At 33.1% G+C, this 15,576-nt stretch carries 15 protein-coding genes and 2 pseudogenes; all 17 read right to left on the bottom strand.

Annotation, left to right across the window (positions count from 1 at the left end; genetic code table 11):
- Window positions 1-73: 73 nt before the first annotated feature.
- The gene (locus OEI98_RS01110; protein WP_266039017.1) at window positions 74-1,237 is read right to left on the bottom strand and encodes an SIS domain-containing protein; all 1,164 of its coding nucleotides are present in this window, start codon (window positions 1,235-1,237) and stop codon (window positions 74-76) included.
- Between the two features lie 22 nt (window positions 1,238-1,259).
- The gene (gene pfkB, locus OEI98_RS01105; protein ID WP_266039015.1) at window positions 1,260-2,189 is read right to left on the bottom strand and encodes a 1-phosphofructokinase; all 930 of its coding nucleotides are present in this window, start codon (window positions 2,187-2,189) and stop codon (window positions 1,260-1,262) included.
- Window positions 2,186-3,040 (bottom strand): class II fructose-1,6-bisphosphate aldolase, encoded by an 855-nt coding sequence (fba, locus tag OEI98_RS01100; RefSeq protein ID WP_266039013.1) that lies wholly within the window; start codon window positions 3,038-3,040, stop codon window positions 2,186-2,188. Before fba ends, pfkB begins: the two co-directional genes overlap by 4 nt.
- Window positions 3,041-3,186: 146 nt before the next feature.
- Window positions 3,187-3,636 carry a PTS sugar transporter subunit IIA gene (locus OEI98_RS01095; RefSeq protein WP_266039011.1) on the bottom strand — a complete coding sequence of 150 codons (450 nt, stop codon included), beginning with the start codon at window positions 3,634-3,636 and terminating at the stop codon, window positions 3,187-3,189.
- A gap of 1 nt (window position 3,637) precedes the next feature.
- Window positions 3,638-4,450 (bottom strand): PTS galactosamine transporter subunit IID, encoded by an 813-nt coding sequence (gene agaD / locus OEI98_RS01090; protein WP_416237342.1) that lies wholly within the window; start codon window positions 4,448-4,450, stop codon window positions 3,638-3,640.
- On the bottom strand, window positions 4,428-5,222 hold the full coding sequence (gene agaC / locus OEI98_RS01085; protein WP_266039007.1) for a PTS galactosamine transporter subunit IIC: 795 nt from the start codon (window positions 5,220-5,222) through the stop codon (window positions 4,428-4,430). Before agaC ends, agaD begins: the two co-directional genes overlap by 23 nt.
- Before the next feature lie 14 nt (window positions 5,223-5,236).
- Window positions 5,237-5,710: a PTS galactosamine transporter subunit IIB gene (gene agaB, locus OEI98_RS01080; RefSeq protein WP_266039006.1), complete on the bottom strand. Its 474-nt coding sequence runs from the start codon at window positions 5,708-5,710 to the stop codon at window positions 5,237-5,239.
- Window positions 5,711-5,884: 174 nt separating this feature from the next.
- A pseudogene (locus OEI98_RS01075) lies at window positions 5,885-8,631 on the bottom strand (sigma 54-interacting transcriptional regulator).
- Window positions 8,632-8,731: 100 nt separating this feature from the next.
- Window positions 8,732-9,883, bottom strand: coding sequence for an MFS transporter (locus OEI98_RS01070; protein ID WP_266039004.1), 1,152 nt, complete (start codon window positions 9,881-9,883; stop codon window positions 8,732-8,734).
- Between the two features lie 67 nt (window positions 9,884-9,950).
- Window positions 9,951-10,289 carry a bh protein gene (locus OEI98_RS01065; protein ID WP_266039002.1) on the bottom strand — a complete coding sequence of 113 codons (339 nt, stop codon included), beginning with the start codon at window positions 10,287-10,289 and terminating at the stop codon, window positions 9,951-9,953.
- A 239-nt stretch (window positions 10,290-10,528) separates the two neighbouring features.
- On the bottom strand, window positions 10,529-11,224 hold the full coding sequence (rpe, locus tag OEI98_RS01060) for a ribulose-phosphate 3-epimerase (protein ID WP_266039000.1): 696 nt from the start codon (window positions 11,222-11,224) through the stop codon (window positions 10,529-10,531).
- Between the two features lie 84 nt (window positions 11,225-11,308).
- Entirely contained in the window at window positions 11,309-11,902 is a 594-nt protein-coding gene (locus OEI98_RS01055; protein WP_266038998.1) for a transaldolase family protein, read from the bottom strand.
- 33 nt (window positions 11,903-11,935) lie between these two features.
- Window positions 11,936-12,586, bottom strand: coding sequence for a ribulose-phosphate 3-epimerase (rpe, locus tag OEI98_RS01050; protein ID WP_266038996.1), 651 nt, complete (start codon window positions 12,584-12,586; stop codon window positions 11,936-11,938).
- Between the two features lie 19 nt (window positions 12,587-12,605).
- On the bottom strand, window positions 12,606-13,058 hold the full coding sequence (gene rpiB / locus OEI98_RS01045; RefSeq protein ID WP_266038994.1) for a ribose 5-phosphate isomerase B: 453 nt from the start codon (window positions 13,056-13,058) through the stop codon (window positions 12,606-12,608).
- A 74-nt stretch (window positions 13,059-13,132) separates the two neighbouring features.
- Entirely contained in the window at window positions 13,133-13,783 is a 651-nt protein-coding gene (gene fsa, locus OEI98_RS01040; RefSeq protein ID WP_266038991.1) for a fructose-6-phosphate aldolase, read from the bottom strand.
- A gap of 30 nt (window positions 13,784-13,813) precedes the next feature.
- Window positions 13,814-14,735: pseudogene (locus OEI98_RS01035) on the bottom strand (transketolase family protein).
- Window positions 14,735-15,556 carry a transketolase gene (locus tag OEI98_RS01030; protein WP_266038989.1) on the bottom strand — a complete coding sequence of 274 codons (822 nt, stop codon included), beginning with the start codon at window positions 15,554-15,556 and terminating at the stop codon, window positions 14,735-14,737. Before OEI98_RS01030 ends, OEI98_RS01035 begins: the two are co-directional and overlap by 1 nt.
- Between the last annotated feature and the right edge of the window lie 20 nt (window positions 15,557-15,576).

Here is a 15,576-nt window from a genome sequence, read left to right as displayed (position 1 = left end):
TCCCTTGAGATAGTATTCCTTTTAGTTATAAAGCCATGGATAAGTTGCTCCATGGCTTTAATAAAATTTTATATTAAACATATTCATAAATTATTACACCTTTAACAACTCTATTTACTCTTCCTTCAGGGTTTGGATTGTCAGGTGTTATTCCTAAATTCAAAGATTTATAAAAAGCTAGCATTTGTGCATAAATAATGTACAAAGGCGTTAAAAAAGCTTCTTCTACATTGGTAAAATCTTGTCCCAATTTGAATATATAATCTATTCCATCTATTTGTAAATCTTCCGGCAGAAAAGCCATTAATTTTCTTTGTCCTGCTTCGTTTGCTATCTCTTTTATGAGGTCTAAATCGTATTTTTGTGTATAAGGATTGTTTGATACAAAAAATCCTAAAAGTGTTTTATCATTTATCACAGATTTAGGGCCATGTCTAAATCCTAAAGGGGTGTTAAAATTAGTATTGACTTCTCCTCGTGATAATTCTAAAGATTTTAATGCAGCTTCTGCAGCACATCCTTTTAAGTTGCCACTGCCCAAGTATATCAATCTGTCATAGTCATTTTTTGATATTTCTTCTATTATCCTCGTCTCTTCTTCTATTATTCTCTCTGCTTCTTTTGCTAATTTTTCAAAGAGGTCTTTTTTGCTCTCAATTTGTTCTATGTGTGGCAGCATTAAATCTGTTAAAAGCATACATGTGAAACTACTTGTCATTGCAAAACCTTCATCATTTGCTTCTTCAGGCATAAATATGTTTAAACAATTTTTCTTGTCAATTGTGCTTTTTGCCATTTTGCCATCTTTATTGCAGGTGATGTTTAGAAAGTAAACATCTTTTATAATTTTTTCTGCTAACTCTATTGTAGCCATACTTTCTGGACTGTCGCCAGACCTTCCATGGGAAATTAAAAGAGTAGGTTTGTCTTTAAAGAAGAAGTTTTGAGGTGATGCAACAATATCTGTAGTATCAATTGCTTCTACGTCTAAGCCAAGCATTCTCCTTAGATAGCCTTCACTGCTATAGCCAACATATGCAGATGTTCCTGCACCAGTTAGTATGATTTTTAAATCTTTTAATTGTAATATTGGGTTTAAAAATTCGGCAATTTCTCTTTTTTGATTTAAAAGAATATTAAAAAGTTCTCTCCATAATCGCGGCTGCTGATTTATTTCTTTCGCTGTAGCATAGCCTTTCCTTTCTTTTAATTGTTCTTCGCTGTAACCTAATAACATGTCCATACCCCCTGTTTTTATTTTAAAGTTTTTGTACTTTGACATTATTTTTTAGATATTCTACGTCTTCAATCGTCACATATCCTGTCTTGTAATACATGGCATTTACCGCACCACATGCAGTTGCTAATATCGCAGCATCAACAATATCAAATCCTCTTTTTATGCCTACTGCCATACCTGCAACATATGAGTCCCCTGAGCCCACAGGACTTGCTACTTTTATTTGAGGTGGTATAAGTCTAAATACTCCCTCCTCACATGCAACAATAGAACCTTCACTGCCTAAAGATATTGACACAATTGGTATTCCTAATTGATTGAGCTCTAAAGCTGCTTTTTTGATTTCTTCAATATCCCCCAATTCTTTATTAAGCAGTTTTTCTACTTCTTCTTTGTTAGGTTTAATCATAAATGGTTTTGCTCTAATGGCTTTTGATAAGTATGCACCGCTCGTATCTAAAATTAGTTTGGCACCGTTTTGCTTTGAGATATTTATTAGTTCTACATAGATATCTTCAGGAACACCAGAAGGTGCACTTCCAGAGGCTGTTATGATATTGCAGCTCTTTGATAGTTCATTAAAATTGTCTAAAAATTTTTCTACATGCTCCTGAGACACATAAGGTCCCTTTTCCAAGATTTCCGTCTGAGTTTTTGATACAGGATCTAAAATTGCTATACAGGTACGAGTCTCTCCTTCTATTTTGATAAAGCTACATTTGACACCTATTTTGTTAAGCTCTTCTTCTATGAATTCTCCCGATTTACCGCCTAAAAATCCTGTTGCTGTTACCTCTTCTCCTAATGTTTTTATAACCTTTGTTACATTGATTCCCTTGCCACCTGCCACACTGTTTTCTTCCTGGGCTCTGAAAATTTTGCCCACTTGAAAATTGTCTACTCTGTAACTTCTGTCAACTGAGGGATTTAAAGTGACTGTCAATATCATGCTCTTTCACCACAGCCAAAAAGTTTTATTTTTTCTTTTACGACTTCTTCTATCGCTCTTTCTCCAGGTGCAAGGAATTTTCTTGGATCGCTCTCATCTGGGTTATTTTTAAATACTTCTTTTATTGCATTTGCAAAAGGAATTTTTAATTCTGTAGCAATGTTTAATTTGCATATACCCAGCGCTATAGCTTTTTTTACCAACTCATCAGGAACTCCTGATGCACCATGAAGTACCAATGGAATGTCTACTAAGTTCGCTATTTCTTTTAACCTTTCAAAGTCAAGTTTTACTTCTCCTTTGTACATCCCATGGGCCGTGCCAATTGCTATAGCTAATGAGTCAACTCCTGTCTTCTCTACAAAATCTGCTGCCATTTTGGGATCTGTAAATGCACTTTTATCTTCTTTCACGTACATATCATCTTCTACACCTACTATACTCCCAAGCTCTGCTTCTACAGTCACACCTGCTGCATGAGCTACTTCGACAACTTTTTTTGTCAGTTCGATATTTTTTTCGTAGGGAAGGGCAGAGCCGTCAATCATTACTGAAGTGTAACCTGCTCTTATGCATTTTACAACGAGGTCAAAGGAATTGCCGTGGTCTAAATGTAGTGCTATTGGTATGTCATATTTTTCTGATGCGACTTTTGCCATTGCAGCTATATAGTCTTCTCCCGCATGTTTTATTGTACCCGGTGTTGTCTGTAAAATTAAAGGTGACCTCATTTCATATGCAGCTTTTACAACCGCTTTTAATGTTTCAAGGTTGTGTATGTTAAAGGCTCCTACTGCATATTTGTTTTCCTTTGCATCTTCAAGCATCTTTTTTGTATTGACTAATGACACTTTGTTCACCACCTATTCAAACTCAGTATAAAACCACTTAATATATTTTAAATATTGAACCTTATTTAAACTGTTTTAAAAACTATTCTGCACCAGGCATTTAAAGCCCCCAGTGCAGAATAATAATCTCTCTTAAATAATCTCTCTTAAATACCCTCTCTCATTTTTTCTGTTTCTTCATCATCTTTATAATGTTCATTATACTGCGTAAAATTTAATACACTATTTTTAGTAGTTTTCACAGCAAGCTTAGCCAACTCATCAACTGGCAATTTATCCTTTTGCAAAACAACTTCTAATAGAGCATTTAAATTACAGCCCGCCACCAATTCTATTTTTTTCTCTCCCGAAACTACAAATTCGGCAGCTACTTTAAACGGTGTACCTCCTACAATATCGCACACTATTAAAATTGGTAAATCAGTATGCTTTTCAAGAATTTTCTTTATCTTGTATTTTAAACTTAAATCCGAATCATTTTCTCTAAAATCTACTGCATATAATTCATTATTGACTCCAGCTATAAGCTCGATCGAACTTTTTAGCCCAGTTGCATAACTCCCATGTCCTGTAATAATAATTACAGATCTGTGCATATCACAAAACCCCTAAATATGAGAAGAATATTGCCATTACGAATGTTATTAATATTAAAATAACTGGGCTTACTTTTTTCTTTTTTAAGAGATAAAACATTAGTAGAGTATATCCTAAAGGCAAAATATTAGGAAAAATTTTGTCAAAAAATTCTGTTTGCAGTGATATCACATGTTCTTTATTAATTGGGATTTTAGTTAACACTTCAATATGCACATATGTGGCTATTAATCCTCCAATAACAGTAACACCAAGTATAGAAGCTGCTTTAGAAAATATTTTTGATTGCTCTTTAATGAGGTCTATAGCGTTTACACCTAAAGTATAGCCAAGATGAGTTAAAGGAATACGTAATAACCAGATGCTTAGATACACTGCAAAAAACAAAATTGGTCCAATTAAGCTTCCTTGCATAGCAAAAGAAGCACTAATGCCTACCATTATCGGAAGTAAAGTAAACCAAAAAATAGCATCGCCAATACCCGCTAAAGGACCAAACAAGGCTACTTTTAATCCTCTAATTACTCCTCTATCTTCATGATTTTCTTCCAAAGAAAGCAACAGTCCCATTAAAAATCCTACTAAATTAGGATGAGTGTTTATAAATTCTAAGTTGTCCTTCATAGCCTCTGAAAGGCCTTTTTTATCATCTTTATATATCTTTCTTAAAAATGGTAATTGTGCTAAAGTGAACCCTCCTGCCTGCATTCTTTCATAGTTAAAACTGGCTTGTAAAAGTGAAGAAAAAATTGCTAGTTTTGTTATATCTTTTTTTGTCAACACTTTTTTATTAGATTCCGTCACTATAATCATCTCCCTTCGTTGCTACTACATTATTTAAAACAGGCTGATCTTTTGTATGGAAATACTCATAAAGTGCTAAAGCTGCGCCTATTACCGCAACAGGTAATAAATTTGAAAAAGGTAGGAAAGAAGCTACAAAAAACCCTATTATAAAATATGGCGTGTATTCTGCTTTCATCATAACTCTAAGCAACATACCAAATCCTACCGCTGGTAATATTCCGCCTGCTATTTGGAATCCATGAGCCAACCAAGCTGGCATTGATTGCACAACTGTTTTCATCAAATCCTGTGCAACATATACACTTAAAAAGACGATTATTCCATAGCTTAGCGCAACAATAGAAGTAGTTAAAATATTTATTTTGGCAAGTCCTTTTACGTTTGCTTCTTCTGCATACTTATCAGCTTTTGCCATGAAAAACGAAAAGCTAGAGTAATAGAACAAAATAATATACTGCATTAGAAAACTAAAAGGTAATGCTAATCCTATTGCTGTCTTAGGATCTGCACCTGTTGTAAAAGCAATAACTGTTGTCATTAATCCTGCTAAAATTGGATTGGGTGGTTGCGTTCCTCCAGCGGGTGTTAATCCTGCAAATGCCAATTCGGTTAACCCACCAGCAATTAAGCCTGTGTGTACGTCACCAAGTATCAATCCTGTTAAAGTTCCAACAATTATCGGTCTAAAAAGGAAAAATGCTTCAAGCCAAAAATCCACACCTACTATTATCGCCATTAAAGTTAAAAGCAAAGCTTGCGTCAATGTAATGCTATGCATTCAATCAAACCTCCTCATTGTAAATATTCTTTTTTATCGTCAGGAGTATCTTGTATATACACTTCCACCCCTTTCGAAATAATGTAGTGCAAATCTTCTAAATCATTGTCATCTACATATACTTTTTTACTTAGCTGTTTTTTACCTGGTGAAAAATGCATGTTACCAACATTCACTTCTTTTATAGGTACTCCCCCATCTACTAATTTTCTAACAACTTGCGGAGTTTTACATACTATAAAAATTTTCTGAGATGGAGAAGCTTTATGAATTATATTTATAGTGTGTTCTATGGTAAAAAACCGAATCCCTACACCTGCCATTTCTGCTGTCATCTTCATCAGCTGCTGCTGTAAAGGATCATTAGCTACTTCATCATCTACAACAACGATCAAATTTGCTCCTAAAGATTTTACCCAAGTAACTCCTACTTGCCCATGAACTAAACGATTATCTATACGTGTTAATAAAATATTAGGAACTGACAATAACTCCCCTCCTTTCAGTTTGAATTTGTTTTCACTATATTTCTTTAGCAAAAAGCATGCCAAAGAGTGTAATTAATTTTAACAGCATTGATATACAAAAAAGCATTCCTATCGAAGGAATGCCTAGAAATCAAATATAATTTCGTTTATTTTAAAAGTTATTGCAAGGTTATTTTATACTGGTAAATCTTTTATTTTTGTAACTATCAAGTCATATATAAACCCTATTTCCGTCGTCGGTATATCCACTTTATAAGTTTCTTCTATGACACTAAAAGATGATTTAACAAAATCTATGAACTGTCTATGACACTGTTCAAATTCCTCCAAATTACTGTAAGATGTTATGGGTTCTTTCATAACTAATCTTTCAATCATTACACTGACGTGTATATACAAACTTATTTTTAAATCATTAGAAAATCTAACTCCGATAAACCTTTCTAGATCCGATATGGCTTTTTCAACCTGGGCAATTATTTTATCAGGGTTTAATATAGTCAAGTGCTGTAATACATTTTGCAAGGAGAAAAGCCGGACTATCGTTTGATTGATTTGCTGTATAGTTTCATCGTCGACAATACCTTTTAATATTTTACTTAACAACACATCCCCTTTGCCAGCGATCAAATCTTCCAAAGACAAATAGGGTATCTCTTTTATTCCAGGGTCTGCTGTCCCAATAATCAACTTAACGTTGTAATTTTTGAATATCTCATCTTTTATTCCATTCCCTTTTAACCTACTGTAATCATATGGAATAATCTCAATATTTTCATTTGTAAAACATTCTTTTAAAAGGTCTTTTATTTTCACTGCTGTGCCGATTCCTGTTACACAAGTTGTTAGAATAGCATTTTCTCTATTTTTTTGAGATTTAATGAATCTATAACTGCTGCTGTTTTTCTGTATTGCCTCTGTTACAATTTGCTCTAGTGGCTGATTTTGCAATATTCTATTCCCAACGTCTAAAGCCAATTGAGTAGTAATATTATTAATAATTGCTATGTCTCCTTCGACAATGTCAGTCAAAGACTTGTATATTTCCTCTAAAGAACCCATATCAACCAATATAATGATTCCTTTGGAGGTATCTATATTCTTTAAATAATCTTGAACTTTTAGCATAATTTCTTGTGTTGACATCTCAATTGGCATATCAAAAGCTTCAAAAACAAACTGTCCTAAAAGCCTATTGGCGACACTAGCTATGCTACTGGCAGTTGAATAACCATGGGCTATTATTATAGAATTTATGAGATTTGTATTGTCACTTTTATTTAAGCTTTTAATATAAAGTGTAAAATAAATTATAACTATTTGGTTAAATTTTACATCGAGATTTACTTCAATAAGTTCTACCATTTTATTAGCTATTATAAACTCTTTGGGAAAAACATTTTTCAAAACTCCTAATACCACTTTTATATTCTCAGAATACTTCTCGTAAGTTACATCGCTTAATAAATAATTAATAAAATGCGTCAATACTAAAACCGAATTACCATAATATTTAATACCATACATATTTTGTATTATATTTAACACATTTTCCACTACACTTTTGATAGCATTGAAAACTATCGAATCTATATAAGTATTGTCATTTTTAAAAATTATTTTATCTGTAAATTCATTCAAATAAATTAAAGCGTCTTTTTTAAAAGTATCCTCACTTATTTCTTTGCAGCTATATCTCTCAAATAGTTCAAATAGCTTGTTTACTATATCATAAACCTCTTTATCGTCTTCTTTATCCCATGTTAAATCTTCATCTTTTCTGCTGTGAGAAATTAACATGCCGTTAAAGTGAAAATTACTTTTTATTATATCTAAATCAGCCTGCATTTCTCTCGGCAAGTCATATAGATGGATTCGCAATATATTAGTCTTCTCTCTTATGACATGGTTATAGGCTTGAGCACAGCTGTATTTTATAACATTCATAAGCTGGCCAATGTTGCCGGATATTTTGGTCTTAAGGAGAACATTCAATACTTGCTTGCTTATTAAAATATCCATTCCCAGATTTTTGGCCTCATTTTTGTAAAAGTTATAGATAAGTTGTAACCTTTCATGTAAAGGTCTGTCATAAAGGGAAGGAATATTTACAACTAATGGGATTCTTCTTAAAAAGTCTTTGTCAGAGTTTGTTCAGGGTCTTCTGTTGTAGCAAAAATAAACCTCACTTTCGCCGTTCTCCAGTTGCCCGTCTCACCAAGTCTTCTAAATATTCCCTTGTCCAAAAATAGAAACAGTTTTTCCTGCCCTTCTGGCGACAATCTGTGAACTTCATCCAAAAACAAATATCCTCCATCCGCTTCTTCTAAAAGGCCGGGTTTGTCTTTATCAGCACCTGTAAATGCTCCTTTTACATAGCCAAAAAGGTTTGCGGAAAGTAGTTCAGGGTTGTTAGCATACTCAGCGCAATTAAATATCACATATGGAGCATTTTCATCTATGGCATTGATCGATTTTGCATATTCGTAAATAAGTTGAGCAATGAAGCTTTTACCTACTCCTGTATTTCCAATAAGCAAAATAGGTAGTCCATTGGGAGGATAAGAAGCAGCAGATTTGCATAATTTCACTTGTGTTTTAAGACTGCCGTTATATCCTATAAGCTTTGTAAAAGGGTCATCGTTTGAAACCTTTACAGTTGAATCAAAGGTTTTAGCCGTTTCTTTGAATTCTTTTGCCTTCTTTTCATAAACTTCTTTGTCTAAAAAATAGACAGGCCTTGTGTTTATTTTTATTATTTTGCCTTCTTTATAAAGTTCATTTAATAAATGGCTTGCTACATTCCTTCTCAAATTCAACTTTTTTGCAATTTCTTGAGCAGTCAATCCCTTCTTTTCTTTAATATTTATATCTTTTGACAGCTCTTTTATTAAATTAAAAACCCTCTCTTTGTTTGTCAAAAAAGCTCTCCCCTTTAAGATCTTTAAAACTTTTGTAATTATCACACTAATTAATCTTATTAAAAGTATATCACATAAAAATGAAAATTTTTAGAGGTAATTACTCACTAACTTCTTTTTTAATTGTTTGAGATAAAATCGAAGACATAAAAACTACTACAATCATAAATAACAATATTGCAGAAAAACCTACAAAAACGCCAAAGAGGTCGTTTAGTTTGCCAATTAAAAAATTTGCAAACATATTTATGGTTGAGGCTATGGTTACAGTAATACCAATTATAGCACTGACGTGTTTTTTAAATTTTTTCATAATTGTGGCAATAGCGGTTGGAAAAATTATTGAATAAAAAAAGCCTGAAATAGAAATTAAAAAGGCTAAGCTTTTTGACAACATACCTATTGCAATAAATACTGCAGCACAAAGGGAAAAAGTTGAAAGGCTTCTAAGATATCCAACTTTTTCGACAATAAAACCGCCAAATAATCTCCCTAATGTAAAAGTAGCAAAAAAGATAGAGAGGTATAGAGAGCTTATGGTGTTATCTATTTTGTACCATGTCCTTAAAAATGTAACAGCCCAATTCCCTACACCAAGTTCAGAAGCAACATAAAAACCTAACATAATTGCAAAAAGCCACATTCTTTTATTTCCTAATATTTCGCCATAATTTATTTTTTCTTTTATTATATTTTGTCCCTCTTGTATTTTAATACCCAAAGTAGCCAGCATAAGTATAAAAGCTAAAGCCGCTACAGTCAAATACACCAGCTGCCATGAAAAGTTAAAATGAAGTAACTTCACAGTCATATTAGGGGATATAATAGCTCCCACTCCATAAAAAAAATGAAGCAAGTTCATCATTATTGCCTGATTCATTATAAATACCACCGCAGCAACGGCATTTATACCTATTTCCACAGAACCCATCCCCATGTTCATAATAAAAGCAAAAAGAAGGAATAAAACAAAATTGGGTGCCATTGAAATTCCAATTATACCCAGTATTATAAGCAGCAAACCACTTAAAAGAACTAATTTTCTACCTATTTTGTCTGCTAAAAAGCCTCCAAAAAAAGTTGACAAAATAAACCCTAAACTTCCTACAGATAAAAACAAACCCATCATTGTATAGTCGACACTATAAAAGGTTTTAATGCTTAGTATAAGGGGTCCCTTGACATTTTCTATTATTCCTATGAGCATCATTAAAAGGTAAATAATGACGATTGTATATGTATTTTTAGTCAATAAAATACCTCCCTTGTTTTTAATATGTATAATAATTATACAGGAAACAAGGGAGGAAAAACAAATTTTACTTGGTATCACGGTCTTTTGTCTTAGATTTTTTTATATCATCTTTTACTTCTTCTAAGATCCTATAAGGTTTTGTAATTATTCTTACAGGCAGCGAAAATAGGAAGGAGCCAATATCTTCTTCTAATTCTTTTGTCATTCTTTGTGGTTTTGTCAATATCCTTTCTATAAAATCCTCTGCATAGTTCTTTTTAAGGTTTACTTTATTTATCTCTATTTCAGTGCTGCACTTCTCACATGTTATACTCTTTATCATACCATCTTCATACGTTATAGTTTGTTCTGTCTCTTCTTTGCAGTGAAGACAATAAAGTATTGCTTTCATATAAGTATACATATTTATCACTTCCTAATTTTTTCATAATTATAGCACAAATTGTAGCGGATCTTCTAATATTTCTTTTATTCTATTTGAAAATTTTACTGCAACAGACCCATCTAAAAATTAGAATAAAATCAGGTGGATACTTTAATTCAGTCGATGTCTTAGAAATCAATATATACTTGCTACATGTGAATTTAAGCCAAACTAAATGGAAGTTTGTCTTTTTTTGATCCTTTAATAAAATTCTGCTTCTATTTGTCAGCTGCCTGGGTTTGCAGTATTTGATTGATACTATCCTTTATTTTTTTAACATAATGAGAATAATCATTAATCTTGTTATTAAAAATCGAAGAAGTACCTAAGACTAAGACGTCTGCACCAGCATTTATAACATCAGGAATTGTTTTCTCATTAATGTTGCCATCAACTTCTATTAGTGGATTATTATTATTATTTTTTTTACATATCTCCTTAACCTGTCTGATTTTGCCAAGAACATCTTTTCTAAAAACTTGACCTGCAAACCCGGGATTAACTGTCATCATCAAAATCATATCTATATCCTTTAATACATCTTTTATAACATTGACTGAAGTTTCGGGACTTATTGCAATTGATGCTTTAATTCCTGAACCCTTAATTAAATTTATAATTTTACAATAATCTTCTGTAGTTTCTGCATGAAATGAAATGTATTCTGGCTTAATGTAAAGAAATAATTTAATAAATTTTTCAGGATCAACAGTCGCGAAATGTAAATCAAGGGGAATTTTTGTGTATTCTTTAATCTGCTCAATTACATATGGCCCCATACCTAGATTATTTACAAAAACCCCATCCATTATATCGCAGTGAAGCATATCAATATGAGCATTTTCTAATTTTTGTAACTCTTGCTTAAGTTCTAACTGATTAGCACAAATTATTGACGCGGCAAACTTAACCATAACGCCCATCCCCTTAAAAACTATTCTTCAGCTTATCATTAAGTTCGTCCCAATCTTTCTTAAACTTATTAATACTTTTCTCTGTCAAATAATTATTAAACATTTCACAAAAAGTTCATATGAAATAGTAACGGCATGTGCGCCCGCTTTTATTACACGCATTATTTGTTCCATATTTCTAAAGCTTGCGGCTAAAATTTTTGTTTCAATATTATTCATTTCGTATATATTTCTTATTTCTTTTATTATATTAATTGCATCAATCTCATTCTGTTCCATTCTATTTATATATGGAGCAATATAATCAGCTCCTGCAAGAGCTGAAACAACTGCCTGACTTGTAGTAAATACCGCAGTAGCTATTGTTTTTATTGATTTATCGCTAAGCTCTTTTATTGCTTTAATACCATCTGGCGTTACAGGTATTTTTATTCCTATCCTCTTATTATCGAATTCTAATAAACTTTGTACCTCTGACATAATATCTTCATATTTTTCAGAAACTGTTTGTACATATACCATTCCCTTACTATATTTTAAAATATCTCTTATCGAATTCTCTCTTGATTTTCTTGTTTTCAAAAGTATTGTTGGATTTGTTGTTACCCCTTTTACTATTCCTATATTGAAAGCTGATTTTATCTCATCTATGTCAGCAGTATCTAAATATAATTCCACTTTATAACCCCCCATTCGGAATAATTAAAACTTTCATCTTTTACCTGCTTTTTTAAATATCTCTATGGTTTCCATTGGATTTTGTGACTCAAAAATTGCAGAACCAGCGACTATAATGTCAGCCCCTACCTTTACAACCTCCGCTACATTAGATAAATTAATACCCCCGTCCACTTCAATTTCAAATTTTAATCCCAAATTTTCTCTCAATAAGTGTAAATCCTCAATTTTTTTAAGCATAATATCTACAAACTTTTGTCCTCCAAAACCTGGATCTACTGTCATTATCAAAACAACATCTACGTCTTGCAAAACATACCTTATAGTCTCTAGAGGAGTAGCAGGATTTAGAGAAACACCAGCCTTTATTCCATACCCCTTTATTTTTTGTATCGTCCTGTGGAGGTGAAGACAAGCTTCTTGATGGACCGTTATATTATCTGCACCAGAACTCACAAAATCTTCTATGTACAAATCAGGGTTTTCAATCATCAAATGCACATCAAAAGGAAGAGATGAAAATTTTCTTAAAGATTTTACAACAGCTGGTCCTATAGTTATATTTGGAACAAAATGTCCATCCATTACGTCAATATGTAAAAGGTCAGCACCTTTTTCTACTCTTTTTATGTCTTCTAATAAATTCGCAAAATTAGCTGATAATATTGAAGGAGCTATTTTCAATTTTTGGTACCTCCTGGTTTTATTTTTTACTATATTTCTTTTCTATTTTTATCACCTTATCTATTCTTTTCTGATGTCTTCCTCCTTGAAATTCGGCATCAAGCCATTCATCTACAATCATTGTCGCAAGACCAGGTCCTATTACCCTTCCTCCAAGGCATATTATATTTGCATTATTATGTTGTTTACATAATCTTGCCGAAAATACATCTCCAACTACAGCAGCCCTTATACCCGGAACTTTGTTTGCAGCTATGGATATGCCTATCCCTGTTCCACAGCACAGTATTCCGCAGTCACTTTCTCCATTTATAATGCTTTCCGCCACTTTTAATGCATATTCAGGATAATCTACTGATTCTTTAGAATACGTTCCATAGTCCATATATTCTATGTTCCTCTCTTCAAGATGCTTTTTTATTACTTCCTTTAGCTCGAATCCTCCATGGTCACATCCTAATGCTATTCTCATATTATCATCCCTTCAGTCTATAATTTGCTTAAATTTTCTAATATGAGCCTTTTTGCACAAATTTGTGCCCTTATTCATATTTTCATTTTTGCGCTTTCCCAGTCTTTCATAAATTTTTCTATCCCTATATCTGTTAACGGATGTTTTACCATTTGCATTATTACTTTATATGGTACAGTCGCTATGTCCGCTCCAAGTTTTGCTGCTTCTAGTACGTGCACCGGGTTCCTTACGCTTGCTACTATTATTTCTGTTTTTATTCCATAGTTCTTAAATATTTGTACAATCTGGGATATTAGTGACATTCCATCTGTGCTTATATCATCCAGTCTTCCTACAAAAGGGCTTACATATGTTGCACCTGCACGAGCTGCAAGTAATGCCTGTGTTGCTGAAAATATCAGTGTCACATTTGTTTTTATGCCTTCTTTTGATAATACTTTAACAGCTTTTAGGCCTTCTACAGTCATTGGTATCTTGATTACTATGTTTTTATGAATGTTCGCAAGTTCCTTTGCCTCTTTTATCATTCCTTCATGCTCTGTGCTTATTACTTCAACACTAATCGGACCATCTACTATTGTTGTTATTTCTTTAACAATTTCAATGAAATCTCTTCCTTCCTTTGCTATTAATGATGGATTTGTTGTAACCCCTGCTATTACTCCTAATTCATTTGCTTCCCTAATTTCATTAACATTTGCAGTATCAATAAAAAATTTCATGTCTCTCTCCTCCCATCTATTCTTAATATTTTATTTGAAGGATTTTACGGTCTCTATGATGTTTTGGGTTGTTAGTCCATATTCTTTTAATAAATCTTTTGGTTTTCCTGATTGCCCAAATCTGTCATTTATTCCTATCATCTTTACTTTTGTAGGATATTCTTGCGATAAGACTTCACATACTGCCGACCCTAATCCGCCTATTATGCTGTGTTCTTCTGCTGTCACAATTTTGCCGGTCTTTTTTGCAGAGCTAATTATTAATTCCTTGTCTATTGGCTTTATTGTATGAATGTTGATTACTTCTGCATCTATTCCATATTTTTTTAATTCTTCCGCTGCTTCTAATGCCATAGCAACCATTATCCCTGTAGCTATTATTGTTACATCATTCCCGCTTTTTAATATTTCGCCTTTTCCAATCTGAAATTTGTAATGTTCATCGTGTATTGTGGGTACAGTCATCCTCCCTAATCTGATATAAACCGGACCTTCGTACTCAGCTGCTTGTAATATTGCGTATTTGGTTTCCACATCGTCAGATGGATTTATTACAACCATATTGGGTATTGACCTCATCAGAGAAATGTCTTCTATTGATTGATGTGTTGCGCCATCCTCTCCTACTGTTATCCCCGTGTGTAGCTGCAATTTTTACATTTAGTTTTGGGTACGCTACTGAGTTTCTAATTTGTTCATATGCCCTTCCTGCCGCAAATATTGCAAATGTACTTACAAATGGTATTTTGCCGCATGTAGCAAGTCCTGCTGCTGTTGCTATCATATCTGCTTCTGCTATTCCTATATTAAAGAACCTTTCGGGACATACCTTCTGAAATTCTGCTGTTTTTGTTGATTTTGATAAATCTGCGTCAAGTACAACTACATTGTTATTTCTTTTGCTTAGTTCTACTAGTGCTTCACCATACGCTTCTCTCGTTGCTTTGTTCATTATGCTTCACTCCTCTCCAATTCAGCTAGTGCTTTTTCTGCTTCTTCTTTTTTAGGTGCAACTCCATGCCATTCAACCCTGTTCTCCATAAATGATACTCCTTTTCCTTTTATAGTTTTTGCTATTATTATTGTAGGTTTCCCCTTTGTGGCTTTTGCTTCTTCTATTGCTCTATCAAGTTCTTCAAAGTTATGGCCATCTACTTCAATTACATTCCATCCAAATGCTTTAAATTTTTCTTTTACTGGTGCTATATTCATTACATCTTCGTTCTTGCCATCAATTTGTAACCCATTGTAATCTAATATTGCGGTTAAGTTGTCTAATTTATAGTGAGCGGCAGTCATTGCAGCTTCCCATATCTGTCCTTCTTGTATTTCTCCATCACCTAGTATTACATATACTCTATAGTTCTTGTGATCAAGTTTACCTGCAAGCGCCATACCATTTGCCGCTGACAAACCTTGACCAAGAGAACCTGTCGTCATATCAACTCCTGGTGTGGATTTCATGTCTGGATGTCCCTGCAATATCGAATGAAGTTGTCTTAACGTTTTTAATTCTTCTTTTGGAAAATATCCTCTTTCGCTTAGTACCGCATACAATGCTGGGGCTGCATGGCCTTTCGATAATACTAGCCTATCTCTTTCTTCCCATTTTGGATTTTCAGGATCTATGTTCATTTTATCAAAATACAAAATAGTAAGAATATCAGTACAGGATAAAGATCCTCCTGGATGGCCGGACTCTGCTTCTGCTATCATAGTTATTATGTCTTTTCTGATTTCTTTCGCTTTTTGTTTTAATAATACAGTATTCATTTACCATTCCTCCTAAACAG

The organism is Thermoanaerobacter sp. RKWS2 (assembly GCF_026240795.1).
Lineage (GTDB): Bacteria > Bacillota > Thermoanaerobacteria > Thermoanaerobacterales > Thermoanaerobacteraceae > Thermoanaerobacter > Thermoanaerobacter ethanolicus.
This window is presented reverse-complemented; position numbering and strand designations above follow the sequence as displayed.

Bases quoted from the DNA above. Each gene is read 5' to 3' on its own strand.
- pfkB (WP_266039015.1), bottom strand. From the start codon at position 2,189: ATGATATTGACAGTCACTTTAAATCCCTCAGTTGACAGAAGTTACAGA.
- OEI98_RS01030 (WP_266038989.1), bottom strand. From the start codon at position 15,556: ATGAATACTGTATTATTAAAACAAAAAGCGAAAGAAATCAGAAAAGAC.
- rpiB (WP_266038994.1), bottom strand. From the start codon at position 13,058: ATGAGAATAGCATTAGGATGTGACCATGGAGGATTCGAGCTAAAGGAA.
- OEI98_RS01065 (WP_266039002.1), bottom strand. From the start codon at position 10,289: ATGTATACTTATATGAAAGCAATACTTTATTGTCTTCACTGCAAAGAA.
- OEI98_RS01110 (WP_266039017.1), bottom strand. From the start codon at position 1,237: ATGTTATTAGGTTACAGCGAAGAACAATTAAAAGAAAGGAAAGGCTAT.
- OEI98_RS01095 (WP_266039011.1), bottom strand. From the start codon at position 3,636: ATGCACAGATCTGTAATTATTATTACAGGACATGGGAGTTATGCAACT.
- agaC (WP_266039007.1), bottom strand. From the start codon at position 5,222: ATGCATAGCATTACATTGACGCAAGCTTTGCTTTTAACTTTAATGGCG.
- rpe (WP_266039000.1), bottom strand. From the start codon at position 11,224: ATGGTTAAGTTTGCCGCGTCAATAATTTGTGCTAATCAGTTAGAACTT.
- fsa (WP_266038991.1), bottom strand. From the start codon at position 13,783: ATGAAATTTTTTATTGATACTGCAAATGTTAATGAAATTAGGGAAGCA.
- agaD (WP_416237342.1), bottom strand. From the start codon at position 4,450: ATGATTATAGTGACGGAATCTAATAAAAAAGTGTTGACAAAAAAAGAT.